The sequence below is a fragment of the Lachnoclostridium sp. An138 genome (genome assembly GCF_002160765.1).
GTDB classification, from domain to species: domain Bacteria; phylum Bacillota; class Clostridia; order Lachnospirales; family Lachnospiraceae; genus Laedolimicola; species Laedolimicola faecalis.
Map to the genome: position 1 here is coordinate 1 of NZ_NFLF01000034.1, position 24,271 is coordinate 24,271.

Annotated in this window: 24 protein-coding genes and 1 pseudogene; 16 read left to right on the plus strand and 9 right to left on the minus strand. The window is 52.1% G+C overall.

The annotated features are described in order from the left end of the window. From tnpC to tnpA, 3 genes are all read right to left on the minus strand, one after another. Window positions 1–1,159, minus strand: a 1,159-nt coding sequence (tnpC, locus tag B5E82_RS17040) for an IS66 family transposase (protein ID WP_087308727.1), incomplete at its 3' end; no start/stop codon positions are given. A 300-nt stretch (window positions 1,160–1,459) separates the two neighbouring features. After that, complete coding sequence (gene tnpB / locus B5E82_RS17045) at window positions 1,460–1,792, minus strand: IS66 family insertion sequence element accessory protein TnpB (RefSeq protein WP_087308728.1); 333 nt, start codon at window positions 1,790–1,792, stop codon at window positions 1,460–1,462. A gap of 14 nt (window positions 1,793–1,806) precedes the next feature. Then, the gene (gene tnpA, locus B5E82_RS17050) at window positions 1,807–2,166 is read right to left on the minus strand and encodes an IS66 family insertion sequence element accessory protein TnpA (RefSeq protein WP_330398418.1); all 360 of its coding nucleotides are present in this window, start codon (window positions 2,164–2,166) and stop codon (window positions 1,807–1,809) included. 479 nt (window positions 2,167–2,645) lie between these two features. Between tnpA and B5E82_RS17055 the strand changes: the two genes are divergently transcribed. The 11 genes and pseudogenes from B5E82_RS17055 to B5E82_RS18915 form a co-directional block, all read left to right on the plus strand. Next, window positions 2,646–2,969 (plus strand): PadR family transcriptional regulator, encoded by a 324-nt coding sequence (locus tag B5E82_RS17055; protein WP_087308730.1) that lies wholly within the window; start codon window positions 2,646–2,648, stop codon window positions 2,967–2,969. Beyond that, window positions 2,966–3,658, plus strand: coding sequence for a DUF1700 domain-containing protein (locus B5E82_RS17060; protein ID WP_087308731.1), 693 nt, complete (start codon window positions 2,966–2,968; stop codon window positions 3,656–3,658). Before B5E82_RS17055 ends, B5E82_RS17060 begins: the two co-directional genes overlap by 4 nt. Then, window positions 3,655–4,749: a DUF4097 family beta strand repeat-containing protein gene (locus B5E82_RS17065; RefSeq protein WP_087308732.1), complete on the plus strand. Its 1,095-nt coding sequence runs from the start codon at window positions 3,655–3,657 to the stop codon at window positions 4,747–4,749. The genes B5E82_RS17060 and B5E82_RS17065 overlap by 4 nt, the downstream gene beginning before the upstream one ends. Before the next feature lie 71 nt (window positions 4,750–4,820). Then, on the plus strand, window positions 4,821–5,015 hold the full coding sequence (locus tag B5E82_RS17070) for a PspC domain-containing protein (RefSeq protein ID WP_087308733.1): 195 nt from the start codon (window positions 4,821–4,823) through the stop codon (window positions 5,013–5,015). Window positions 5,016–5,230: 215 nt separating this feature from the next. Continuing rightward, window positions 5,231–6,350, plus strand: a protein-coding gene (prfB, locus tag B5E82_RS17075) for a peptide chain release factor 2 (protein WP_140393181.1) whose coding sequence is annotated in 2 segments (ribosomal slippage) — window positions 5,231–5,305 and window positions 5,307–6,350 — 1,119 coding nt in all. Because the reading frame shifts where the segments join, the coding sequence is not laid out codon by codon here. A 108-nt stretch (window positions 6,351–6,458) separates the two neighbouring features. After that, entirely contained in the window at window positions 6,459–6,902 is a 444-nt protein-coding gene (locus B5E82_RS17080) for an ACT domain-containing protein (RefSeq protein ID WP_087308734.1), read from the plus strand. A 30-nt stretch (window positions 6,903–6,932) separates the two neighbouring features. Further along, window positions 6,933–8,147 carry a homoserine dehydrogenase gene (locus B5E82_RS17085; RefSeq protein ID WP_087308735.1) on the plus strand — a complete coding sequence of 405 codons (1,215 nt, stop codon included), beginning with the start codon at window positions 6,933–6,935 and terminating at the stop codon, window positions 8,145–8,147. A 7-nt stretch (window positions 8,148–8,154) separates the two neighbouring features. Then, entirely contained in the window at window positions 8,155–9,369 is a 1,215-nt protein-coding gene (locus B5E82_RS17090; RefSeq protein WP_087308736.1) for a cofactor-independent phosphoglycerate mutase, read from the plus strand. 80 nt (window positions 9,370–9,449) lie between these two features. After that, window positions 9,450–10,658 carry an aspartate kinase gene (locus B5E82_RS17095; protein ID WP_087308747.1) on the plus strand — a complete coding sequence of 403 codons (1,209 nt, stop codon included), beginning with the start codon at window positions 9,450–9,452 and terminating at the stop codon, window positions 10,656–10,658. A gap of 116 nt (window positions 10,659–10,774) precedes the next feature. Next, window positions 10,775–10,963 carry a HEPN domain-containing protein gene (locus tag B5E82_RS18910; protein ID WP_275533174.1) on the plus strand — a complete coding sequence of 63 codons (189 nt, stop codon included), beginning with the start codon at window positions 10,775–10,777 and terminating at the stop codon, window positions 10,961–10,963. A 34-nt stretch (window positions 10,964–10,997) separates the two neighbouring features. After that, window positions 10,998–11,177: pseudogene (locus B5E82_RS18915) on the plus strand (HEPN domain-containing protein); the annotation flags it as partial. Window positions 11,178–11,414: 237 nt separating this feature from the next. Here B5E82_RS18915 and B5E82_RS17105 read toward each other — a convergent pair. From B5E82_RS17105 to B5E82_RS17115, 3 genes are read right to left on the minus strand one after another with little or no spacing between them, the layout of a single operon-like run. Then, window positions 11,415–12,773 (minus strand): CitMHS family transporter, encoded by a 1,359-nt coding sequence (locus tag B5E82_RS17105; protein WP_087308737.1) that lies wholly within the window; start codon window positions 12,771–12,773, stop codon window positions 11,415–11,417. A gap of 32 nt (window positions 12,774–12,805) precedes the next feature. Next, a complete protein-coding gene (locus B5E82_RS17110; RefSeq protein ID WP_087308738.1) occupies window positions 12,806–13,510 on the minus strand; it encodes an RraA family protein in 705 nt (234 codons plus the stop codon). 15 nt (window positions 13,511–13,525) lie between these two features. Beyond that, window positions 13,526–14,410, minus strand: a complete 885-nt coding sequence (locus B5E82_RS17115; protein WP_087308739.1) for an NAD(P)-dependent oxidoreductase — start codon at window positions 14,408–14,410, stop codon at window positions 13,526–13,528. Between the two features lie 254 nt (window positions 14,411–14,664). Between B5E82_RS17115 and B5E82_RS17120 the strand changes: the two genes are divergently transcribed. Continuing rightward, a complete protein-coding gene (locus B5E82_RS17120; RefSeq protein WP_087308740.1) occupies window positions 14,665–15,654 on the plus strand; it encodes a LysR family transcriptional regulator in 990 nt (329 codons plus the stop codon). 27 nt (window positions 15,655–15,681) lie between these two features. Here B5E82_RS17120 and B5E82_RS17125 read toward each other — a convergent pair whose 3' ends face one another. Both B5E82_RS17125 and B5E82_RS17130 read right to left on the minus strand, forming a co-directional pair. Continuing rightward, window positions 15,682–16,470 (minus strand): DUF975 family protein, encoded by a 789-nt coding sequence (locus tag B5E82_RS17125; protein ID WP_087308741.1) that lies wholly within the window; start codon window positions 16,468–16,470, stop codon window positions 15,682–15,684. After that, window positions 16,467–16,862 (minus strand): hypothetical protein, encoded by a 396-nt coding sequence (locus B5E82_RS17130; RefSeq protein WP_087308742.1) that lies wholly within the window; start codon window positions 16,860–16,862, stop codon window positions 16,467–16,469. Before B5E82_RS17130 ends, B5E82_RS17125 begins: the two co-directional genes overlap by 4 nt. 186 nt (window positions 16,863–17,048) lie before the next feature. Here B5E82_RS17130 and B5E82_RS17135 point away from each other — a divergent pair, with 186 nt between their 5' ends. From B5E82_RS17135 to B5E82_RS17150, 4 genes are all read left to right on the plus strand, one after another. Continuing rightward, on the plus strand, window positions 17,049–19,193 hold the full coding sequence (locus B5E82_RS17135) for a Tex family protein (protein ID WP_087308743.1): 2,145 nt from the start codon (window positions 17,049–17,051) through the stop codon (window positions 19,191–19,193). 71 nt (window positions 19,194–19,264) lie between these two features. Continuing rightward, a complete protein-coding gene (locus tag B5E82_RS17140) occupies window positions 19,265–20,563 on the plus strand; it encodes a bifunctional folylpolyglutamate synthase/dihydrofolate synthase (RefSeq protein WP_087308744.1) in 1,299 nt (432 codons plus the stop codon). 68 nt (window positions 20,564–20,631) lie between these two features. Beyond that, on the plus strand, window positions 20,632–21,759 hold the full coding sequence (gene pheA / locus B5E82_RS17145) for a prephenate dehydratase (protein ID WP_087308748.1): 1,128 nt from the start codon (window positions 20,632–20,634) through the stop codon (window positions 21,757–21,759). Window positions 21,760–21,771: 12 nt separating this feature from the next. Further along, complete coding sequence (locus B5E82_RS17150) at window positions 21,772–22,647, plus strand: DegV family protein (RefSeq protein WP_087308745.1); 876 nt, start codon at window positions 21,772–21,774, stop codon at window positions 22,645–22,647. Between the two features lie 102 nt (window positions 22,648–22,749). Here B5E82_RS17150 and B5E82_RS17155 read toward each other — a convergent pair whose 3' ends face one another. Continuing rightward, entirely contained in the window at window positions 22,750–24,069 is a 1,320-nt protein-coding gene (locus B5E82_RS17155) for an aminomethyltransferase family protein (RefSeq protein ID WP_087308746.1), read from the minus strand. Window positions 24,070–24,271: the final 202 nt, after the last annotated feature.

The window sequence follows — 24,271 nt, forward strand, 5'->3', positions numbered from 1 at the left end:
ATAACTGGCTGCAGTAATCGAAACCGATCTCTGCCGGAGTCTTATCCGGGGATTTCTTCGATTTCCCGGGAAGTGCGTCATACCAGTACCTTCTCATATGGGCAAGGCAGCCGCAGCGGATGACATCCTTCAGCTTATTGTAACCGCTGAAGCCATCACAGGTAAGGTACCCGGAGAATCCTTTCAGGAATTCTTCCGCATGGTATCCGCCCCGGCTGGGCTGGTAATCATACAGACGGATCGGCGGCAGCCCGTCATTTCCGGAGCCATACAGCCACATATAGGACTTGGACTGTGCCGTTTTCCCTTCCTCCTTCAGTACCTGGCAGGGTGTTTCATCTGCATGGATGATGTCCCTCTTCAGCAGATGCCGGTGAAGCTGTTCATACACCGGCTCCATATAATCTATGCCGCATTTGATGACCCAGTTCGCCAGTGTCGCCCTGGAAAGCTTCACTCCAAGCTGTTTCCAGTCCGCCTCCTGGCGGTAAAGCGGGACGCTGTTCACATATTTCTGGTACATCACGTAAGCAACCGTGGAGGGAGATGCCAGGCTGTGCTTGAGCAGGGGGCTTGGTGTTTCAGCCCCAACGATAACGGAAGCGCCGTCTTTTTTACATTCCGGACAGCCAAGAACTTCCTGGACATACTGGACCCGTTCCACTTTTGCAGGGATGATCCGCAGTTCTTCACGGACAACCTTTTTTCCGATGACTTCCATCGGGGTATTGCAGTAGGGACAGTTTCTGTCCTCATCCGCTACCGTGCAGGGAACTTCGATCACAGGCAGCCCTGCAAGGATCTCTTCCCTGGTGGCCTTTGGTTTCTTTGCCTTACGATGATAACCACCAACAGCTTCTTCCAGAGTCGGTTCCGGGACAGAAGGATCCGCAGCGGCTTCTGCCTCATTGAACAGATCCATCTGTCCGGGAAAGGTATCCTTTTTTGTTTTTTCACTGGAAGATGCGAATAGCTTTTTCTTCAGATATTCGACCGTTTCATTGAGATTTGCGATCGTCTGGTTCAGCTGTGCGGTCTGCTCCTCATGGCTTCTGGCCATCTGCTCGATCGTACGGCGCTGGCTGTCCACCAGCTGACGAAGGGATTCAATTGTCTCTTTTTGAAGCTGTATGAGCGCTTCCATTTCTGACTGCGGCATTAAGGGACCACCTTTCTTTTTGCTGGTTCCTATTATACCGGAAATCCGGCAGAAAAGCGAATTCTCCGCCGTACTGCCGCCGTCATTTTGACGAAAGGAAAATGTGGAAAACACATAGCTTTGGCGAGATATTCCCTATGAAGAACGTTGGGTTTTCCACACGCAAACGGTACCCCTGGAAAAATGGGAACCGTTATCCTCCCGATCTCCCGGCGGTTCCATCGTTATGTGGATAACTCATCCGCAGCGTTTTTTCTGCCCCATAAGGGGAAGAAAAAATTTCTCCCTTTTGCACAAAGGTCAGAAATCCTTTCTCCCGGCAGGCCGGATTGCTTTGGGCTGATCAATGGAAAGCCCTTCTAAGAGCCAGCGGTATTCCTGCCGGGTAAGATTCCTTACTTCGGAAGAATCCCGGGGCCATTGGAACCGCCCATTATCTAAGCGTTTATAATAGAGACAGAATCCATCTTTTTCAAAATGAAGCGCTTTGATCCGGTCACAGCGTCTGCCACAGAAAAGGAACAGGGAATTGCTGTAAGGATCTAATTGATAGGTATCCCGAACGATTGCCATCAGGCCATCGATACTTTTTCGCATGTCAGTGTAGCCTGTCACAAGGAAAAATTTGGCCACACCGGACAATTCACCTAACAAAGCTGCCGCAGGGCAAGAAGAGTATTCCGGATCACATCCGCCCCGGCCTGTTCATGGATTTCAATACGGATGCCCTGCATTTCCAGACAGATCGAGGGTGTATGTAAAGCTGTGGTATCTGAAGGATGCTGTTCCATTTCCCAGAGTGGGATCTGCACGACTTCCTGTTTCTGCGCAACAGCATCCACTGCTTCCGGAACCTCACAGGCCTTTTTTCGCAAAGTCCGGACATGATAGTAAAATGTGCTGACAGGGATCCCATTTTTTATGCACCATTGGCGGTCGGTAAGCCCGCTGGATCTGCACTGGGTGATCAGATTTAACCAATGTTCATCATTTAAAGTTGTACTCACTTGATTCATCTCCTCCAACGTGAGATTTTGGAGTAATCAGGTACAACAAAAGCGACTCAAGATGTGAGATTAAAGCGTAGCTTTTGCAACTCCGAGAACCGGATAGGAAGTGAATTACTCCAAGTATCTGAAGTATCTCACAAAAGTTGGAGTTTGACTATCCGGTTGGTTATAAAGCGCTTACTCTGTAATCAGGTATAACTGTGAGATGCCGAATCATTTCTCTGTTCGAAAGCAATTTTCCCTTCCTTTTCTGAAATCCGGCAGTTCGGGTCAAACGGCCTGCAGAAATCTTCCGCCGTTACGCCCACGCAGAAATCGGCCCGGAAACAGAGATTCTTAAGAATTGTTTAAATACGGTCTGATGCTATTGACAATCATATATTATATATCATATAGTATAAATAACTTATAATACTATACAATATATAATATTATAGAACACAATCTTATCTAAACAGCGGTAAGGGGAGGATTGCATGGTATTTAATACGGGAGCCGCGCTCTTGGATGCAATCGTGCTGGCTGTTGTTTCCCACGACGCCGAGGGAACTTATGGATACAAGATTACGCAGGATGTCAGGCAGGCCATTGATATCTCGGAATCTACGCTGTATCCGGTTCTGCGCAGACTCCAGAAGGATGGATGCCTGGAGACATACGATATGGAGTACGCGGGGAGAAACCGCAGGTATTACCGGATTACGGACGCGGGAACAGCCCAGCTCAATTTGTACATGAGCGAGTGGAAAATTTATTCATCAAAGATATCGAAATTGTTCGAGGGGAGTGAAAGAACATGAGCAGAAAGGAATTCATGGAAAGGCTGGAGAAGCTCCTGTGGAATATTTCCGAGAGTGAACGGGAGGAGGCCCTTCAATACTATAATGATTATTTTGATGACGCCGGAGAAGAAAACGAGGCGAAGGTGATTGAGGAACTGGTAAGCCCGGAACAGGTGGCGCAGAAGATTAAGGCCGGGCTTTCGGACGCGGCATCTGAGTTTTCTGAAGAGGGATACCGGGATACCCGGTTTGAATCAAAAGACGGAGAGCTGTCGGCCGGCCAGGCTGGCGGAGAAGACAGCGGCAGGAGTGCTGGCAGAAAGAAGGACACGAACTTCTGGAAGATTCTGGCCATCGTTCTCCTCTGTATTTTGCTGCTGCCCGTGATTCTGCCGGTAGGCGGAGGTATTCTGATAGGAGTGCTCGGTCTTGCGGCTGGAATAATAGCGCTCTTTATCGGAATCGTCGTAGCAGGCTTCGCGATTCTGGCGGCCGGGCTTTTTGTGGCGGGAATCGGAGTCGCGCAGGCATTTGCGACGCCTGCCGTGGGCATTGCGCTGGCAGGCACGGGCTGCCTTCTGACAGCTCTGGGAATCCTGCTTTCGCTGGTTATGATTTGGTGCTGCGTCAAGGTACTCCCCTGGATTATCCGGGGAATTGTAGGACTGATTAGCTATCCCTTCAGAAAGGCAGGTGCGGGAAAATGAAGAGATTTATAAAATTTTGCCTGATTCTGGCGGCGGCTCTTGCCGTTATAGGCGTGGCCGGAATAGGCGTGGGAATGGCTATGGGAGCCAGACCCGGACAGTTTCTGAACCTTGCTCATTATGAAGGAAGTATCTTCCGCTGGCTGGAGAGGCGGACAGACCGTCTGGATGCCTGGTCGGAGGACCTGGAAGACAGCGCGGAAGACTGGTCAGATAATCTGGAGGACAATGTGGAAGACTGGTCAGATGATGTGGAGGACAGCGTAGACCAGTGGGTAGATGACTGGGAGCACGACTGGGAGGATGCCTGGGAGCATGGAAACAGGGAACACCATGGCTGGGATGGAGCCTCAGCCGCCGGACAGCTTCAGGCTCCGTCGGGAGACGGGCTGGATACCTTTGAGGACAGTTTTTCAGCGGGGGACACGGACCGGCTGGAGCTGGATCTGAATTTTGCGGTAGTCCGCATTTACGCAGGAGAAGAAGGCAGTGACATTCATATGAGCGGCCGCAATGGGAGAGATTATTTTGAGGTCAGCCAGAATAACGGGACGCTGAAGCTGACAGACAGCCGTACCTGGGAACAGCAGAAAAGAGACCAGGCTCTGGAGCTGGAGCTCTGGCTTCCGCCCCGGATGCTGGATGCGGTTGATCTGGACGTGGGAGCTTCTGATGTGCAGATTGAAGAGCTGAAGGCTGACCATGTCCGAATTGACGTGGGAGCGGGGCTCCTGGCAGTGGAGCGTGTGGACTGCGCTGAGGCGGAAGTGGATGCCGGTGTGGGAAGCGGAACGCTGAGACAGCTGAACGCGTCGGAGAAAGCGGTGCTGGATGTGGGAGCGGGAGAACTGATCGTAAACCGGTTTGAAGGGAAAGACATCGATCTGGACTGCGGAGTAGGAACTCTGACCGTAACGGCGGCCGGGAAAGAGGCGGATTACAATTACCGGATAGACTGCGGAATCGGGACGATTCAGGTGGGTTCTCAGAGCTTTTCGGGGCTGGACCGCAGCCAGACCATCGACAACCAGGCCGGGAAAACGGTCAGCGCAGACTGCGGAATCGGCATGATTACGCTGGATTTTGAGTGACATAAAGCAGAATTTGGAATAGAACAAAAACGGAAAAGAAAGAAAAAAGAGAGAATCAGGAGGAATGGAACATGGAACAGAAAAAACTGTATCGTTCGGCCACAAATAGAACTATCTGCGGAGTATGCGGAGGAATTGGAGAATACCTGAATATCGACCCGACGCTGGTGCGGCTGATCTGGGCGCTTTGCTCTGTGGCAAGCTGCGGAACGGCGCTGCTGGTTTATATCATTGCGGCGGTTATCATGCCGGAACAGCCGATGTAAAAGCATAAAACGGTACGGGTGCGGGCGTCTCAGATTCTGAGACGCCCGCCCGGCTTTTCTCATAGTGCCCGGGCAGAAAGCGGTTGCGCCCTCAGGGGAACTTTGCTATACTAAAAACGCGGAAAATACGGGCAGAATACCCGCCGTGCCGGCAGAAAAGCCCTGCTGGAGCTGCGGCCGGTTCCGCAGAATATATTATAGAAAGAGGTGGGAAAATGGTAGAATTCGATCAGTTTAAATACACACTGAACGGCTATCAGGGACCATTGGTGGAATTGAGGGATTCACTTTGACCTGGCTAACAAGGCAAAGAGAATCGAAGAATTAGAAAGAGAGATGGAGGCTCCCGGCTACTGGGACAATCCGGAGAAATCCCAGGAGGGAATGAAGGAGCTGAAGAATCTGAAAGATGAGGCGGAGGACTACGCGGCCCTTCAGCAGCAGTACGAAGATATTGAGACGCTGATTGAGATGGGCAACGAGGAGAACGACGCGTCTCTGGTTCCGGAGGTGCAGCAGGAGCTGGAAAGCTTTGCGGCGAAGCTGGATTCCATGACGATCAAGACTCTGCTTTCCGGAGAGTATGATCGAAATAACGCGATTCTGAAGCTGAACGCCGGCGCGGGCGGCACGGAGAGCTGCGACTGGGCAGGGATGCTGTACCGGATGTATAACCGCTGGGCCGAGCACAAAGGCTTTACGGTGGAGGTTCTGGATTATCTGGACGGCGATGAAGCCGGAATCAAGTCTGTGACCTTCCAGGTGAACGGCGAGAATGCTTACGGCTATCTGAAATCGGAAAAAGGCGTGCACCGCCTGGTCCGCATTTCTCCCTTCAATGCCCAGGGCAAGCGGCAGACTTCCTTTGTGTCTCTGGACGTCATGCCGGAGATTAATGATGATATTGATATCGAGATCCGGGATGAGGATCTGCGGATCGACACCTACCGTTCCAGCGGCGCGGGCGGCCAGCATATCAACAAGACTTCCTCGGCTATCCGCATTACGCATCTGCCTACGGGAATCGTGGTGCAGTGCCAGAATGAACGGTCTCAGTTCCAGAATAAGGACAAGGCCATGCAGATGCTGAAAGCCAAGCTGTACCTTCTGGAACAGCAGAAGAATTCAGAGAAACTTTCCGATATCCGCGGCGAGGTTAAGGAGATCGGCTGGGGCAATCAGATACGCTCCTATGTCATGCAGCCCTATACGCTGGTCAAGGATCACCGCACCGGACAGGAGATCAGCAATGTGAACGCCGTTCTGGACGGAAATATCGATCCGTTTATCAACGCATATCTGAAATGGATTACGGTTAAGCCCGACGAAAACTGAAACAGAATATTTTCCCTTGCAATCTCCTCCTAAATGTGCTACTATTTTTTCTGTCGAATCCACACAGGAAGCACAAATGTTTTTGAAGGACGAACACGGAGGAGAAAGATGTCGGAAAAGAGCAAGTATTTTGTTGTAAAGCAGAAGGCTGTGCCGGAGGTGCTTTTGAAGGTGGTGGAAGCCAAGCGCCTGCTGGAGTCTTCCAAGGCCATGACAGTGCAGGAAGCCGCGGAGCAGGTGGGAATCAGCCGGAGTTCCTTCTATAAATATAAAGATGATATTTTTCCCTTTCATGACAATTCGAAGGGGAAAAGTATCACTTTTATTTTACAGATGGATGATGAGCCGGGACTGCTTTCCCTGGTTCTTCAGACGATCGCTGAATATAAGGCAAATGTGTTGACGATTCACCAGACGATCCCCATCAATGGGGTGGCGTCCCTGACGCTGACGGTGGATCTTCTGCCGATCACAAAGGACGTCTCGTCCATGATTGAGCAGATTGAGAGTCAGCCGGGCATTCATTACCTGAAAATACTGGCAATGGAGTAAGAGAGTAACGAGCAAAGGAGCGTAGAAGAGATGATTCAGATTGCGGTGATGGGCTATGGAACTGTAGGTTCCGGCGTAGTGGAGGTATTGAACACTAACCAGGCCAGCATCAATAAGCGTGCAGGCGATGAAATTAATATTAAATATGTGCTGGATCTGCGGGATTTTCCGGGAGATCCGGTAGAATCCAAGCTGATTCATGATTTTGAGACCATTGTAAACGATCCGGAAATAAAGATTGTAGTGGAAGTAATGGGCGGCGTGGAGCCGGCCTACACCTTTACCAAAAGATGTCTGGAAGCGGGAAAGAGCGTGTGCACTTCCAATAAGGAGCTGGTAGCCCGCCACGGAGCGGAACTGCTGGAGATTGCCAGAGAGCGGGAACTGAATTATCTCTTTGAGGCCAGCGTGGGCGGCGGAATTCCGATTATCCGTCCCTTAAATTCTTCTCTTACGGCGGATGAGATCACAGAGATCACAGGTATCCTGAATGGAACCACCAATTATATCCTGACGAAAATGAGCTACGGCGGCACGGATTTTGACACGGCCCTGAAGGACGCTCAGGCAAAGGGCTACGCGGAGCGCAATCCGGAAGCGGATGTGGAAGGCTATGACGCCTGCCGCAAGATTGCGATTCTGACCTCTCTGGTCAGCGGCCGCCAGGTAGATTATGAAGATATCTATACGGAAGGAATCACAAAGATCACAGCGGAAGATATCAAATATGCGAAAAAGATGGGCCGGGCGGTCAAGCTGCTTGCCATGAGCAAGAAGGAGGACGGTAAGTTCTTTGCGATGGTGGCGCCCTTCCTGATAGGCGAGATGCACCCCCTTTACAGTGTGAACGGTGTGTTTAACGCGATTTTCGCCAAGGGGAATGTGCTGGGAGACGTCATGTTCTATGGAAGCGGAGCGGGCAAGCTGCCTACAGCCAGCGCTGTTGTGGCCGACGTGGTGGATGCCGCCAAGCATCTGCACCGCAGCATTATGACCTTCTGGAGCACCAGGAAGCTGGAGCTTACGGATATCAGCAACGCGAAGAGACGCTTCTTTGTGCGGGCAAAGGGCGACGGACAGACGGACGCTATCCGCATGGCGGAGCTGTTCGGCCCCATCGAGCTGGTGAACGCGGATCTGGAAGGCGAATTCGGTTTCATTACCGGGGCGATGACAGAGGCGGAGTACAAAGAGCGCGCGGCAAAGACAGATGAGATCATTCATATGATCCGAGTGGAAGGATAGGAAGGCCATGAAATATGTGATTGTACTTGGAGACGGCATGGCGGACGAGCCCATTCCGGAGCTTGGGGGCCTTACGCCGCTGGAATATGCGAAGACGCCTGCCCTGGATGCGATGGCTCCTGTCTCGGAGATTGGACTGGCCTGTACGATTCCGGAGGGCATGAGTCCGGGAAGCGACACGGCCAACCTTTCCGTGCTGGGATACGATCCGAGGCAGTATTACACGGGCCGCTCACCCCTGGAGGCTTTGAGTATCGGCGTGGACATGAAGCCCGATGATGTGGCTCTTCGGACCAACCTGATTACAGTTTCCGATGGAAACGAGCCCTATGAGGAGAAGGTGATTATCGATCACAGCTCCGGAGAGATCAGCACAGAGGACGCGGCGGTTCTGCTGGACGCAGTCCGGAAAGAGCTGGAGGATGATACGTATCATTTCTATGTGGGAACCAGTTACCGGCATCTGCTGATCTGGGAAAAAGGCAGTGTAGTGCCGCTGACACCGCCCCATGACGTGCTGGGTCAGAAAACGGGCGCTTATCTGCCGGCAGATGAAAAGCTTCTGGAAATGCAGAAAAGAAGCTATGAGATCCTGTCCTGCCACCCGATCAATCTGGAGCGGAAGCGGCAGGGCCTGAATCAGGCCAATTCCTGCTGGTTCTGGGGGGCGGGCACCCGGCCTGCGCTTGTCTCTTTCGAGGAAAAGAACGGAAAAAAAGGAGCCATGATCTCGGCGGTAGACCTGCTGAAGGGAATTGCCGCAGGCGCGGGAATGACCAATATCCAGGTGGAGGGGGCCAACGGCCAGCTGCACACCAATTACGAGGGAAAAGCCCGGGCGGCGGCTGACGCGCTTTTGAAGGATGGCTTTGATTTTGTCTACGTCCATGTGGAGGCACCGGATGAGATGGGCCATCAGGGAAGCTGGGAGCGGAAGGTGCAATCCATCGAATACCTGGATCAACGGCTGATAAAGCATTTGAAGGAAGCGCTGGATGCTTCGGGAGAACCCTACCGGATGATGGTGCTTCCGGATCATCCCACACCGATCCGGGTGCGGACGCATACCAGCGATCCGGTTCCCTTCCTTCTGTATGACAGCACGAAAACGCAGAATGGACAGGACGTATACAGCGAAAAGGCGGCCCGGGAGAGCGGTCTTACAGTGTCCCGGGGCTGCGAGCTCATCGACAGGCTGTTTGAAAAGACAGAGATCCGCTGAGCATGTCCCGGGGCGGACAGCTCCAAAGGCAGCAGGCTCTGCGGAAATCATGTTATATAAAAAATGAGGAGAACAAATCTATGCTGATAGTGAAAAAGTTTGGCGGAACCTCCGTAGGAGACAAGGAGCGTATTTTCAATGTGGCAAGAAGATGCGCGGAGGACTTTAAAAAGGGCAACGACGTCATTGTCGTGCTTTCCGCAATGGGAAAAACCACAGATGAACTGATCGCGAAGGCGAAGGATATCAACCCGGACCCGCCCAAGCGGGAGCTGGACATGCTGCTTACCACAGGCGAGCAGGTATCCGTGGCGCTGATGGCCATGGCCTTTGATACCATGGACATTCCGGCGGTATCACTGAACGCGTTCCAGATAGCGATGCACACCACCAGGGTGCATGGAAACGCCCGTCTGAAGCGCATCGACACAGACCGCATCATGCATGAGCTGGAGCACCGGCGCATCGTGATCGTCACCGGCTTCCAGGGTGTGAATAAGTATGACAACTATACGACCCTGGGACGCGGCGGTTCCGATACGACAGCGGTAGCCCTGGCGGCCGCCCTGCACGCGGATGCCTGCGAAATTTACACAGACGTGGACGGCGTGTATACGGCAGATCCCCGGGTGGTGCCGAAGGCCCGCAAGCTGGATGAGATTACCTATGATGAAATGCTGGATCTGGCGACGCTGGGAGCCGGCGTGCTTCACAACCGTTCGGTGGAGATGGCAAAGAAATATGGCGTGCAGCTCGTGGTACGTTCGAGCTTAAATGATCACGAAGGAACAATCGTTAAGGAGGAAACAAGCGTGGAAAGAATGTTAATCAGCGGAGTGGCGCTGGACAGAAATACAGCCAGAATTTCAGTGATCGGTCTGAAGGATGAGCCGGGTATCGCCTTTAAGCTTTTCAACCTGCTGGCAAAGGATAATATCAATGTGGACGTAATCCTGCAGTCCATTGGACGTGAGAACAGCAAGGATATCTCCTTTACCGTATCCCGTGACGATGCGGACAACGCGGTTAAAATCCTGGAGGACAATATGAACCGCATCGGCGGCAAGAGCATCTCCTGCCGGAAAGACGTAGCTAAGGTTTCCATCGTAGGAGCCGGCATGATGTCCAATCCGGGCGTGGCCGCGAAGATGTTCGAAGCCCTGTACAACAACAATATCAATATCAGCATGATTTCCACTTCCGAGATCCGCGTAACTGTTCTGATTGATGAGAGAGACGCGGAGCGCGCAGTGAACGCCGTCCATGACGCGTTTGGCCTGGAGGAATAGGTTTACTTGTTAAACCATTAAGAGAGTGTCCCATCATGGCGGAAAGGATTTAATTCCGGCTGCCGTCATGGGAAAAAACTGAACTCCTGATTGAGTAAGGAGTTCAGTTTTTTTATATGCAAAACGGAAGTAACGGTTCAGCAGGGCTGAGGCGTATTGCCCCTTGTACATCGACGCTAGCTACAGCAGGGGACTGTCTTGAAAAGAAAAGGTACAGGGATTGCATTAACAGGAGCTATTATGCCGCTTTTTATGCGATTAAAGCAGTATTAGCGCTGGAAGAAAAAGGATTTCAATCGACATAAAGATGCAGTTGCTTATTTTAATCATCATTATGTAGCGGAAGGTGTATTTTCCGGAGAGCTGGGCAAATATCTTGGACGTTTGAAGCAAAAAAGAGAAGCGAGTGACTATGACGATTTCTATGTTGCGTCATATGAAGAAACGATAGAGCAGTTTCAGTATGCGGAGAAAATTATTGCGGAAATAAAAAAATATATTTCCAATTTATACAGGTAATATATCTGTCTGCCATATACAACATGGAGTATAAGGAGACAAACCAGCATAGAATTCCGGATTTGATAAAGTCCCGAATCTTGCGGGTTCGTCTCCTTTTGCATGTCAGTGGTCAGAAATTGATAGTTCCCGACAACTCCTTCTGTATGCCAAATACCCCTGTCCAAATCGGGTCCGTCACTGCAGGCAGGACAGGCAGTATCTGCAGTCTGTTTTTGAATCAGGTCTGGTCTGTTTTTACAGCGGGAACAGTCCCAGCACCAGCGCTGTGATGATGAAGAGAACGAACATCGGAAGCGCGTATTTCATAAAGGTCTTCAGATAATCGCCGAAGTTCATCTCGGTACGGTCAATCAGCAGGAACAGCCAGGCCACGGTCGGGCTTCCATACCGGATTGCCTGTCCCATGAAAGCAGCCATGGTGATCTGCATGCCGGAGATGCCGAATTCCGCAGCGATGGGAACGATAACCGGAAGGATGCCGAAGTAGTAGGCGTCAACCGGGAGAGCCCAGCAGGCCACAGCGCCGACGATGGCAAAGATAATCGGGATATGGGAGCCCAGGGATTCCGGAATCAGACTTGCCATATTGGCTGCCATAGCGTCTGCCATGCCGCTTTCAGTCAACACGCCCATGAAGCAGCCTGCCGCGAAGATGATAACAGCTACGGAGATGGTATCGCCGCCGTTGGCGGAGACACGTTCTCTCTGGTCCTTGAAGCTGTAGTTCACAGCCAGAACAACAGCAGTACCGATAAGGAACAGCAGAGCGCCGCTTGCCACGCCCATAATCAGGGCAACCAGAAGGGCGATGGTGAAAATCAGGTTGAAGAAGAACAGCTTGGGCCGCTTGGCTTCCTTGTCTGTCTCAGTGATGGTGGCGCACATTTCCTCGATCTGCTCCGCGGTAATGATTTCACTGGAATTCGGCACGTAGCCCAGGCGCTTCCGCTCGGATTTCCCAAGGAAATAAGCCAGGATAATGATATAAATTTCGCCGACGATCAGGACCGGAAGGAAGGTGCGGAATACTACGTTCACATCCACGCCGATGACGGATGCTGCGCGTGCCAGAGGTCCGCCCCAGGGCAGGCAGTTGCCGATGGAACAGGGCAGAATAATCATCATAGCCAGATAGGACAGCTTCATCTGCATCTTCTTGAACAGCGGCAGGAAAGCGGCCGTCACGATCAGGATGGTGGTGGTTCCGTCGCCGTCCAGCGTTACGACGCTGGCCACCAGAACTGTAACCATCATAACCTTCAGCGGGTCGCCCTTCGCCTTCCGGATCAGGAAGGTACAAAGGGGATCGAATAGTCCCACGTTCATCATCAGGCTGAAATACAGCACAGCGAACAGGATCATGATACCGGAATTGACAGTTCCCAGGCTTACGGAACCATCTGCGTCCGTAGTATAGAACAGACCGCCCCTGATCCAGTCAAAGATGTCTGTAAGCGGAGAGCCTGTGGCAATGCAGGCGACGATGCCGCCTGCGACTGCGGCGATAATCAGGCCTGTGAAGGCTGACATTTTCTTGGAACACACAAGAACCAGAAACAGTATAATCATAAAATAAGCTGTAAACGCTAACATAAAACCCCTCCATTTCTTTTGCAGACTTTCGTCTATTTACCTTCCAGCATTTCTGTCACCCAGCCGGGAGCAAGATTGGGAAGTTCACGTCCCTCTTCCCTGCATCTGCGGTATTCCGCGATGGCTGCCCGGCGTTTTGTCTCGTAATCCCCCTTCTTTTCCGCTGCTTCCAGCACTTCCTCCAGACGTGCCCGGGGAACGACGGTGACGCCGTCGTAATCACCCACTACCAGGTCTCCGGGAGCTACCTTTACGCCAGCGCAGGTCACGATGGTGTTGATTTCGCCGGGGCCTTTTTTCAGAGGGCTTCTCTGCATGAAGCCTTTGGCATAAATCGGAATATCCAGAGCGGCAAGGCCCGTCTTATCGCGTACATAGCCGTCCACCACGATGCCGGCAAGGCCAATGGCGTCAGCCGCGCTGCCCATCAGATCGCCCATGTAGGCCCGTTCGGTATAGCCCTTGCCTGCCACTACCAGCACATAACCCGGTTTTCCCTGATAGATAGCCACATGAACCGGGAAATTGTCGCCATCCTCCGTGTCTACGGTGCAGGCGGTGCCCACCATGAATTTGCTCTCATCCAGAGGCATCAGGGAAGCGTCCATGCAGCCGTTTCGCTCGATACCCAGAGAAGCCATTCCGTCGCAGAGCTGTGCGGGGCTTAAAGCCTTGACACGTTCAATCAGTTCATCCGGAATCAGCTCCGGAAGCTCATGATAATTTGCGTTGCTCATATCGTAATCCTCCTTTTATGATTCTTTGTTTACCCAGAGACGAATCGCGTCCTTATAATCCATATTTCCGCTGGGGTCCATCTTCTCCGCCCAGTGCTCCTCTGCCAGAGCGTCCAGTTTAGCCACCGTGGCTTTTGACATGGAAGCGTCCACGCCCAGGGCTTCCAGGGTGGCCACCACGTCCCGCATCTCGGCGCTGCGCCGCTCTGCGTGAATCATGGTCCGCGCGATAAAGGTGTTGGACAGCTTTTCTACGGTCTTTCCGTTCAGAGATTCGCTTAAGGATTCGGTCAGCGTATCCAGGACGCCGTATTTTTCTGCCGCCGCGTAGGACTCGAACATCAGCTGGGGCAGTCCCTTCATGACGACGCTTTTCAGCATTTTGATGGCGGATGCTCCTCCGGCGGGGGCATCCAGAACCGTCAGCTTCATGCCGCAGGGGCTGAACGCGTCGCAGAAAGCCTTTGCGCCGTCTCCGGCCAGGAACATGGGAACCTTGTGGCGGTTGCCGGGTACGGTGCCCATGACGCCTGCGTCACAGAAGCGTACGCCTTCTGCCCGGGGAATTTTGTCGATCTCTTCCTCTACAGTGGGAGAGGCGGAGTTCAGATCCACGTACACCTGTCCGCTTTTCAGCTGGGGAATGATGCCGGAAGCCACAGATACAGCCACCTTGGCGCTGTTCATGGAAGCGATGAACCGGCCTTCCGCACAGGCCTCCTCCAGGCTGATCAGCGGAACCTTTGCCTCTTCGGCGCGCTGATGAATCAGCTTCCCACGCTGAGGATCGTCCATAAATGCGTCATAAGCAGCCATGTTTGTGAAACCTTCGGATGCCAGACCCAAAGAAATATTGTAGGCTGCCTCGCCAAATCCGATAAATACAAGCTGATATTTCATAATTCTCTCCTTTCAGTCAAAAACAAAAGTAAAAACAGAATGGGCTTTTGCTGGAAAAAATGTGGGAAAATAGACAAAAAATATTTGATTGTTAAATTAAAAACAATGCAAAATATCAAATATATTCTGTGCAAACCCATGATTTTACATATATTTTTGACAATTTGATGAGATCATAGTAATATAGGGAATGGATGAAATCAAACAGGGAATTCTTTGAAAGTTAACAAAGAAAATTTGTGAAGGAGCGAAAAATGGACCTGATTAGTCTTTACTATTTTTCAGAACTTGCAAAGGAACTGCATATGACGCATACGGCAGAGCGGCTGTTTATCTCTCAGCAGACGCTGAGCAACCACATCCGGCGGATGGAAGAGGAACTGGGGGTTCCGCTGTTTAAGAGGAAGCCTTCCCTGTCGCTTACACTGGCGGGGGAACTTGTGCTGAGGTTCGCTCAGAAGGTGGGCCGAGATTACGGAAGGCTGCAGGACGCGCTTTCTGATATTGAGGGGCAGGAACGGGGAATGCTGAAAATGGGCGCCAGCATGGTCAGGCTCAATGCCTGTCTGCCGGAGATCCTGCCTGATTTTACGCGCAGATATCCTCAGGTAGAGCTCCGGGTGACGGACGCTATCTCCTCCAGGCTGGAGCCGCTGGTGCTGGATGGAAGTCTTGATTTTGCGATTGTGCTCTCAGGAACGGAAAATCCTCAGCTTCACAGCAGCCACCTGATTCACGATCAGCTGTATCTGTGCGTATCGGACCGGTGCCTGAGAAGATATTATGGGGATGACGCGGAAGCGCTGAAAGAAAAAGCGGAAAACGGAGCTTTTGTGCAGGACTTTGAGAAGCTGCCTTTCTGCATGATGACGAACCGTATGGGGCAGATGCTTCAGAACTGCTTCAATGAAGCAAGCGTTATTCCTCATGTATTCAGCAAAAGCTCTTATTCTCAGCTGGGTATGTCCATCTGCAACAGGGGGTTGGCGGCCTGCGCGGCTTCTCAGATGAATCTGGCTGGCCAGCTGGAACAGATGTCTGAAGACGTCAGCATTTTTCCTCTCCGGGGAAAGCAGGGGCTTTTGTCCCTTCCGCTTTCTCTGATCCAGATGAAGGACAGAGTCCTTCCCCTTTATGCCAGATTTTTTTTGAAGCTTTTGATCCAGTATTTTTTCCGGGTGGAACAGACGCCGGTGATTCGGCTCGGAAAGAGCGGTGAAGAGGAGATGAAAACCGGCGTATAGAAAATACAGAGGCAGAATGCCGGGAATTTACTCGAAGGTTTCCCGGGCATTCTCAACCTTTTCTTCTTCCGCCTCAGCCGTCTGCCCGCTCAGCTCCAGATATACCTCTCCCATAGTGGTGTGGAAATAGGGCTGAATCCACAGGAAGCCGATTCCCAGAGAGCCGATTCCCAGAAGGCACAGGGGCAGAAAACCGAGCCAGAGCCGGAAGACGCGTCCCCGCTGTCCGCGGGTCAGACCGCGGCTTGTGCGCAGAGCTTCCCGGGCGGAACTGTCCGGGCGGTCCAGCAGCACATAGACAGCCAGACAGTAAGGAAGGGCAAAGAGAACAGCCGGGATCAGGGCAATCAGAGCCAGCAGAACGGTCATGCCGATCAGGTAGGGCAGATTGTCCGGTATGTCTGTCAGATCGATGAACAGAGGAATGCGCATATAAAAGTACAGAGACGGCGCAAACCAGATCAGCGTAACCAGGTACCGAAACGCGTAAGTCAGGATAAAGGTGTCCGGCTGATTACGGAATGCGTAAAACAGAAGTCCCCGTTCCCGAAGAGGCTGCTTCCGGCACAGCGAATAGAGAAAACGGATGAGGCCCGCTTCCAGAAGAGCTCCAAGCAGAAGGATGATGATGTAAAGAACCAGGTACAGGACCAGATTCTGAACACGTGTCGAAGGATAGAGGCCGGTGGCCTGGATCAGGAGAGCCAGAGCGGTGGTCAGGAGCGTCAGACTGAGGGTCAGGCTGACTGCGGGAAAATAATTCCCGGTGAGGGCGGCGCGCGCCCTCCGTTTCATCTCTTTGGGTATGATTTTCATAAGGAGCCTCCTCCTGTGGTCATAGAATTCAGGTACTGCTTCATAAAATTATCCATCGCTTCCATCAGGGCGTCCGGATCAAGAACCGTCTCCCAGCCAAACATCTGAACCAGCATATACAGCCCGGCAAGGGACATCAGGAGCAGGAGCGCATAGACGCACAGGGAGAAGATGGATGTTCCAAGTCCCACCTTGGCCTGCGTCGGAAAATGTTCGCCGCTGCCTTTGGACAGGTGTGCAAACAGGATTGCCATACAGCCTAAAACCAGTCCCAGGAGCATGGAGCCCGGGAGGAAAAAGAAAACAATGCAGATAGCGGATATGATTCCCATAATCTGAGACGCGGAAGCCATAGAGTTCCCTCTGGGACGCGGATATACGGGTTCTGTCATAGGATTACCTCCTGTAAAAATCTGTAATTTATAACCGGAAAAGCAAACAATGTTCGTGAATTCCGTTTTCAAATTCTTTTTCTATACTAGCACAGGGCGGAAGGAAACACAAATGCTTCTTGCGGAAAGAAGGGTTTTTGCCTATAATAAGTGAGAATCCGTATCCGGATAAAAGGAGACAGACAGATGGACATTTTGAAAAAACTGAAAGAGGAGCTGGGCATTAAGCTCTGGCAGACAGAGGCTGCGGTGAAGCTGATTGATGAAGGAAATACGATTCCGTTCATTTCCCGCTATCGAAAAGAAGCCACAGGCTCCCTGAATGATGAAGTTCTGCGGAATTTAAATGAGCGCTTGGCCTACTTAAGAGGTCTTGAGGATAAAAAGGCGCAGGTGCTGGGAAGCATCGAGGAGCAGGGAAAGCTGACGGAGGAGCTGAAAAATCAGATCCTGGCGGCAGAGACCCTGGTGGCGGTAGACGATCTGTACCGCCCCTACCGGCCGAAACGGCGCACAAGAGCCACGGCAGCAAAGGAAAAGGGGCTGGACGGGCTGGCGGATATCATCCGGCTTCAGCTTACGAAAAAGCCGCTGGAGGAGGAAGCGAAGGCTTATCTTTCCGAGGAAAAGGGCGTGCTGACCGTGGAGGAGGCCATTGCGGGGGCCGGGGATATTCTGGCGGAGGCCATTTCGGACGAGGCGGATTACCGGACCTATATCCGGAAAGCTGCTTTTGACGAGGGACAGCTCTGCTCTGAGGCGAAGGATGAGAAAGCAGAGACCGTTTACGAGATGTATTATCACTACGAAGAACCTGTAAAAAAAGCGGCGGGACACCGGATTCTGGCGCTGAACCGGGGCGAGGCGGAGAAGGTTCTGACGGTCCGGGTCGAGGCGCCCGAAGACCGGATTCTGCGTTATCTGGAAAAGAAAATTGTGGTCCGGGACAACCCTTATACCACACCGGTGCTGAAAAGTGTAATTGCGGACAGCTATCACCGGCTCATTGAGCCCTCCATTGAAAGAGAGATTCGAAATGAGCTGACGGAGAAGGCTGAGGACGGAGCTATCCGGGTCTTTGGAAAGAATCTGGAGCAGCTTCTCATGCAGCCCCCCATTGCCGGCCAGGTGGTCCTCGGGTGGGACCCGGCGTTTCGGACCGGCTGCAAGCTGGCTGTGGTAGACGCTACCGGAAAGGTTCTGGATACGACGGTCATCTATCCTACCGCACCCCAGAATAAGGTGGCTGAGGCGAAGGCAGTGCTGAAAAAGCTGATTCAGAAGTACGGCATTACCCTGATTTCGGTGGGAAATGGCACGGCTTCCCGGGAATCGGAAAGAGTGATTGTAGATCTGATCAAAGAACTGCCTGTTCCGGTGAAGTATGTGATTGTGAACGAGGCGGGAGCTTCCGTCTACTCTGCCAGCAAGCTGGCTACAGAGGAGTTTCCCAATTTTGATGTGGGACAGAGAAGCGCGGCCTCTATTGCCAGACGCCTTCAGGACCCGCTGGCAGAGCTGGTGAAAATCGATCCGAAATCCATCGGCGTAGGCCAGTATCAGCATGACATGAATCAGAAGAAGCTCAGCGAAGCGCTGACCGGCGTGGTGGAAGACTGTGTAAACAGGGTAGGCGTGGATCTGAACACGGCTTCCGCCTCCCTTCTGGAGTATGTCTCCGGAATCAGCAAGACGCTGGCAAAAAATATCGTGGCCTACCGGGAGGAGAACGGCCGTTTTCAGAACCGCAGACAGCTTCTGAAGGTGGCCAAGCTGGGTCCCAAAGCCTTCGAACAGTGCGCAGGTTTCTTACGCATCACCGGAGGGGAGAATCCTCTGGACGCCACCAGCGTCCATCCGGAGTCCTATGAATATGCGGAAAAGCTTCTTGCTTCCATGGGGCTTTCCAGAGATGATCTGTCCAGAGGCGGCATTCAGGGGCTTTCCAAAAAGGTGCGTGATTATGGAAAGCTTGCGGAGAAGCTGGGAGTCGGCGAGCCGACTCTGCGGGATATTGTCAAAGAGCTGGAGAAACCCGGACGGGACCCGAGAGATGAGATGCCGCGGCCTATTCTGCGGACAGATGTGCTGGAGATGAAGGACCTGACGCCGGGCATGGTTCTGAAGGGAACGGTCCGGAACGTGATTGATTTCGGGGTGTTTGTGGATATCGGCGTCCATCAGGACGGTCTGGTGCATATCTCCCAGATTACCGATCGGTATATCAAGCATCCGCTGGAGGTCGTGAGCGTGGGCGACGTGGTGGATGTGAAGGTGATGAGCGTGGATCTGCAGAAAAAGAGGATCGCGCTGACCATGAAAGGGATATAGGTCAGCTTGCAATCTGTTTTCCGGTATACTATAATGAGAACGGATTTTGACAGGAAGAGGCAGAAAGAAAAATGACGTATGAAGAAGCGAGAGCTTTTATAGACGATACAGCCAGATACGGGGCGGTTCTGGGGCTTGACTCTGTGACGGAGCTGATGCGGCGGCTGGGCAATCCCCAGGATGAGCTGAAGTTTGTGCATATTGCGGGAACGAACGGAAAGGGCTCGACGCTGGCCTATATTTCTACGATTCTGAAAGAAGCCGGGTACAGGGTAGGACGGTATATTTCTCCGACTATATTTGATTATCGGGAACGGATTCAGGTAAACGAAGAGTACATAACGAGAGAAGGAGTGGCACGTCTGGCCGGCCAGGTCCGGGAAGCCTGTGAGCAGATGGTGCAGGATGGTTTTTCCCATCCGACCACCTTTGAGGTGGAGACGGCCATGGCCTTTCTCTGGTTTCGGGAAATGAACTGCGATATTGTTGTGCTGGAATGCGGTATGGGAGGCCTGACAGACGCTACCAATGTGGTGAAGACCACGCTGGTATCGGTATTTGCGGAGATTGGCCTTGACCATATGGGATTTCTGGGAGATACCATAGAGGAAATCGCCCGGGTAAAAGCCGGTATCATAAAACCCGGCATAAAAGTGGTCAGTGCGGCTCAGCGCCCGGAAGCGCGGAAAGTTCTTTTGGAAACCTGCCAGGAGATGAAAGCAGATTTCCGGGAGGTCAGCCGGGAAGAGATTCGGGATATCCGCTATGGCTTTGAGGAGCAGAGCTTTACCTATAAAGGAATGAAGGGACTGAAACCGGGACTTTTGGGAAGCTGGCAGATTGATAACGGGGCGCTGGCTGTGGAAGCGGTACTGGCTCTTGGAGAATGCGGGTTTCCGGTGACGGAAGAGCAGATGCGGAAAGGGCTGGCACGGACAGTCTGGCCCGGCAGATTTACCGTAGTGGACCGCCATCCGCTGTTCGTGGTGGACGGCGCCCACAACCGGGACGCGGCAGACCGGCTGAAGGAGACACTGGATCTCTATTTCCCGCATAAGCGGAAAATCTTTATCGCGGGAGTGCTGGCGGATAAGGAATACGACTATGTCATGGGCCGGCTGGCGCCTTTGGCAGACAGGGTGATTACGGTCATGACGCCGGACAATCCCCGGGCTCTTCCGGCAGAAAGCCTGGCGGAGGATGTGAAAAAATACAATGACCGGGTGGAAGCCGCAGGCAGTCTGGGTGACGCGGTCCGCAGAGCGCGGGCCTATGCGGGGGAAGAGGATCTGATTCTGGCCTTCGGGTCCCTGTCCTATCTGGGGGAGCTGATCCGTCAGGTGCGGATGATGCCGGGAGCCGGTGTCTGAAAAAGTGGATTTTGTACATCAGATCCGGTACCATCAGAACCGGCGGCAGTGGAAAGAAAGGGAAAAAGATGAGAGATTTGGCAGAGCTTCGGCTGGAGATAGACAAGATAGACAGGCAGATGGTGGAGCTGTTTGAGCAGCGCATGGGTATCTCCCGGGAGGTTGCGGAATATAAGGTGGCTGTGGGAAAAAGGATTCTCGATAAAGAGCGGGAAAACCAGAAAATTGAGGCAGTGAAGGCCCTGACCCACAACGAGTTCAACAGACACGGGGTGGAGGAGCTGTATAAGCAGCTGATGGCCATGAGCCGGAAACTTCAGTATCAGCTCATGGAAGAGCAGGCTCTGGGCCGCCTTCCCTTTGTAATGGTGGATAAGCTGGAGAAAGAGAATGTCAGGGTGGTTTACCAGGGGGTAGACGGGGCCTATGCCCAGCAGGCCATGTTTGCCTTTTTCGGAGAAAACGTGAACCATTTCCACGTGGAGCGCTGGCGGGACGCCATGGATGCCATTGCGGAGGGCATGGCAGATTACGCGGTGCTTCCCATCGAGAATTCTACGGCGGGTATTGTCAATGACAACTATGATCTGCTGGAAGAGTACGACAACTATATCGTAGGAGAACAGATTCTTTCGATTCAGCACGCTCTTCTGGGAACGCCGGACGCAGAGCTTTCTGATATCAGAACCGTGTATTCCCATCCCCAGGGGCTCATGCAGTGCGCCAGATATCTGGATGAGCACAGGGACTGGAAGCAGATCAGTCTTTTGAATACAGCGATGGCTGCCCAGAAGGTGGCGGAGGAGCATGATAAATCTCAGGCGGCCATTGCCAGCACCCTGGCAGCAAAGCAGCACGGACTGAAAGTGCTGGAGGAGGGAATCAACCGCAGCGGCGGCAATTCCACCCGGTTTCTGATTGTGACCAACCAGCCCATTTTCTGCCGGGACGCAGAGAAGGTCAGCATCTGCTTTGAGGTGACCCATGAGAGCGGATGCCTTTACAATGTGCTTTCCCATTTTATCTATAACAATCTGAACATGTGCCGGATTGAATCCCGTCCCATTGCGGATCGAAACTGGGAATACCACTTTTTTGTGGACTTTGAAGGAAATTTAAATGACAGCGCGGTAAAAAATGCTCTGCGGGGAATCCGTGAGGAAGCGCTGAATTTAAAAATATTAGGAAATTATTAAGGAGGAATCAGAATGAATCCATATGTAATCATGACCGACACCACAGCGGATCTGCCGGAGAGCTACATTCGGGAACATCAGCTTGCGATCCTTTCCTTAAGCTATACGATCGAAGGGAAAACATATGACAGAGAAAATCCCCTGGATGTGGGGGAATTTTACGCGAAAATGAGAGGCGGTTCCATGCCGACTACCTCCCAGGTGAATCCGGAGCAGGCGAAGGAAGCCTTTACCGCCTGCCTGGAGCAGGGGCAGGATGTGCTTTACATTGCATTCTCCTCGGGCTTGAGCGGCACCTGCGGCAGCGGCATGATTGCAGCAGATGAGATTCGGGAAAGCGGTCTTTATCCGGACCGGAGGATTGTGGTGATCGATTCCTTAAGCGCGTCCCTGGGCGAGGGCCTGCTGGTCCACAAGGCGGTGCTTCTGAAGGAAGTTGGAAAGTCTCTTGATGAGGTGGCAGACTGGGTGGAGAAGAACAAGCTGCATCTGTGCCATAATTTTACTGTGGACGATTTGTTCCATCTGCACCGGGGCGGCCGTGTCTCCAAGGCGACAGCCATTCTGGGGACTATGATCAATATCAAGCCCGTTCTTCACGTGGATGACGAAGGGCATCTGATCGCCATCGGAAAGGTCCGGGGCCGTAAGAAATCCCTTTCCGCTCTGGTAGACCGCATGGCGGACCAGATCAAGGGATACGAGGACCAGAATGATGTGGTATTCATCAGCCACGGCGACTGCGTCGAAGACGCGGAATATGTCAAGAAGCTGGTGCAGGAGCGCTTCGGCATCGAGAAGTTTATCATCAATCATGTGGGGCCGACTATCGGCGCCCATTCCGGCCCGGGAACCGTGGCGCTGTTCTTTATGGGGAATCCCAGATAGAGAGCTGCGGAAGACACGGAGACAAAAAGAGGTGGCAGCCGGGAAGAAAATTTCCGGCTGCCTTTTGCGTTGCAGGAAAAATCAATTTCCAAAATAAAGTGGTTATTTCCGATTATCGGATTTATAAGGTGTTTTGGCTACAGTAGCCCGGATCATGGTCTGCCGCTGGCCTTCGGAACCGTAGAGAACCAAAACTTCAGTTCCTTCTTTTGCATATTCTGTTTCCAAATCTGCCAGAGCGAGCATTTTTTTGAACTGACAGCTGTAGCCGCGGTTGGAGGCTAATCCGATCATCTGATGTTTCTGGTTGAAAACAGGGATAAATTGAGGGCAGGCAGCGGAATAATCGGAAGTGTTTACCGGAAGGGGCATCTGCTCGAAGGGCTCGTTATCCGGATCAAACAGGGATGCAAAAATGTTGATACAGTCTTCACTGTTCCACTCTAGGGTTACACATTTTGTTTTGGGGTTTGCCTGCTCCTCGAGGAGGATTGATTTGCCTGGGAAATCCCTGGTCTTATCCATAAGATGATCCCACCCAAAGTCAACGGGAGATCTGTGAAGAGCTTCCGCACCTGGAACGACTGCGGGGATAAAGTCTACCCAGATTGTAGGGAAGTAAGCCTGCAGATGATTCAGCATCAGGCTTCTCATGCCCAGTTGGCGGAGACCGAATTCTTTTCCGACTTCCACAACTGCGTTCCATATCACAGAACCGTCGGAACTGCGGCCGAACAATTCGTAGCCTATCTCACCAGACATGCCGCCCCGGTAAAGGCGGACTTTTTTTCCGGCGATTGTTACATCACGAAAAGTGATGAAAGGCAGATCGCTGATGTCTTCTCCCGTAAGTTTTTCTATTACAGCGGTGGAAACAGGACCCTGCACATGGTAATTAAAAATTTCAGCGGTCAGATCCTCTACCTTTACGTTACAGTCTTTTGTCTGGATCATTCGTCCCTCGGCCACCATGGTGCCGCCGGTACAGAGAATCTGATCCTCTGCTTCACGGAATGCGATACCGTCACCGATAATTTTGCCGTTGGGAAGAACGGAAACAATATGGCGGCCTCTTCCGACGGAAAATTTCCGATAGCCATTGATGGTGCTTTGTTCCATACACTTAATGACATCAGGACCGGTGATACGGATTTTGTTTAACCAGGACCAGTCTCCGATATAGCCGGTTTTGGAAATGGATTTGCACTCGTCCATCCACCCGGTGAATTCAAAGGCGCCGAATACATTGTGCAGTGCGCAGTAATGCTGGATTCCGGAATTGGGATCCATACCTGTATCCTGGCCCTGCACAGCAGGGGTAAAAGCAGGGGATTTTCCCCCATAGAAGGAAAGCTCTGTATTGTCTTTTTCCGCCCAGCTTTTTCTTACTTCGTCCATATTCAGTGAATCAAATAGTTTCATCGTACAACCCTCCAAATTATTTCTTGATAATTCTATTGTAAAATAACTGCAGAAAAAGGGTTATGATACTTTGCGTATAGTTACAGTTTTGACAGGTAAAAATAATTCGCACTAAATCCATTGAAAATACACAGCTTCATTGCGAAAATAGAGATGTTACAAAAAACTTTTTCGCAGTGAGGTTGAAATGGGAAGAAAAGAA

Bases quoted from the DNA above. Each gene is read 5' to 3' on its own strand.
- B5E82_RS17055 (WP_087308730.1), top strand. From the start codon at position 2,646: ATGGTATTTAATACGGGAGCCGCGCTCTTGGATGCAATCGTGCTGGCT.
- B5E82_RS17060 (WP_087308731.1), top strand. From the start codon at position 2,966: ATGAGCAGAAAGGAATTCATGGAAAGGCTGGAGAAGCTCCTGTGGAAT.
- B5E82_RS17065 (WP_087308732.1), top strand. From the start codon at position 3,655: ATGAAGAGATTTATAAAATTTTGCCTGATTCTGGCGGCGGCTCTTGCC.
- B5E82_RS17070 (WP_087308733.1), top strand. From the start codon at position 4,821: ATGGAACAGAAAAAACTGTATCGTTCGGCCACAAATAGAACTATCTGC.
- B5E82_RS17080 (WP_087308734.1), top strand. From the start codon at position 6,459: ATGTCGGAAAAGAGCAAGTATTTTGTTGTAAAGCAGAAGGCTGTGCCG.
- B5E82_RS17085 (WP_087308735.1), top strand. From the start codon at position 6,933: ATGATTCAGATTGCGGTGATGGGCTATGGAACTGTAGGTTCCGGCGTA.
- B5E82_RS17090 (WP_087308736.1), top strand. From the start codon at position 8,155: ATGAAATATGTGATTGTACTTGGAGACGGCATGGCGGACGAGCCCATT.
- B5E82_RS17095 (WP_087308747.1), top strand. From the start codon at position 9,450: ATGCTGATAGTGAAAAAGTTTGGCGGAACCTCCGTAGGAGACAAGGAG.
- B5E82_RS18910 (WP_275533174.1), top strand. From the start codon at position 10,775: ATGCAAAACGGAAGTAACGGTTCAGCAGGGCTGAGGCGTATTGCCCCT.
- B5E82_RS17105 (WP_087308737.1), bottom strand. From the start codon at position 12,773: ATGTTAGCGTTTACAGCTTATTTTATGATTATACTGTTTCTGGTTCTT.
- B5E82_RS17110 (WP_087308738.1), bottom strand. From the start codon at position 13,510: ATGAGCAACGCAAATTATCATGAGCTTCCGGAGCTGATTCCGGATGAA.
- B5E82_RS17115 (WP_087308739.1), bottom strand. From the start codon at position 14,410: ATGAAATATCAGCTTGTATTTATCGGATTTGGCGAGGCAGCCTACAAT.
- B5E82_RS17120 (WP_087308740.1), top strand. From the start codon at position 14,665: ATGGACCTGATTAGTCTTTACTATTTTTCAGAACTTGCAAAGGAACTG.
- B5E82_RS17125 (WP_087308741.1), bottom strand. From the start codon at position 16,470: ATGAAAATCATACCCAAAGAGATGAAACGGAGGGCGCGCGCCGCCCTC.
- B5E82_RS17130 (WP_087308742.1), bottom strand. From the start codon at position 16,862: ATGACAGAACCCGTATATCCGCGTCCCAGAGGGAACTCTATGGCTTCC.
- B5E82_RS17135 (WP_087308743.1), top strand. From the start codon at position 17,049: ATGGACATTTTGAAAAAACTGAAAGAGGAGCTGGGCATTAAGCTCTGG.
- B5E82_RS17140 (WP_087308744.1), top strand. From the start codon at position 19,265: ATGACGTATGAAGAAGCGAGAGCTTTTATAGACGATACAGCCAGATAC.
- pheA (WP_087308748.1), top strand. From the start codon at position 20,632: ATGAGAGATTTGGCAGAGCTTCGGCTGGAGATAGACAAGATAGACAGG.
- B5E82_RS17150 (WP_087308745.1), top strand. From the start codon at position 21,772: ATGAATCCATATGTAATCATGACCGACACCACAGCGGATCTGCCGGAG.
- B5E82_RS17155 (WP_087308746.1), bottom strand. From the start codon at position 24,069: ATGAAACTATTTGATTCACTGAATATGGACGAAGTAAGAAAAAGCTGG.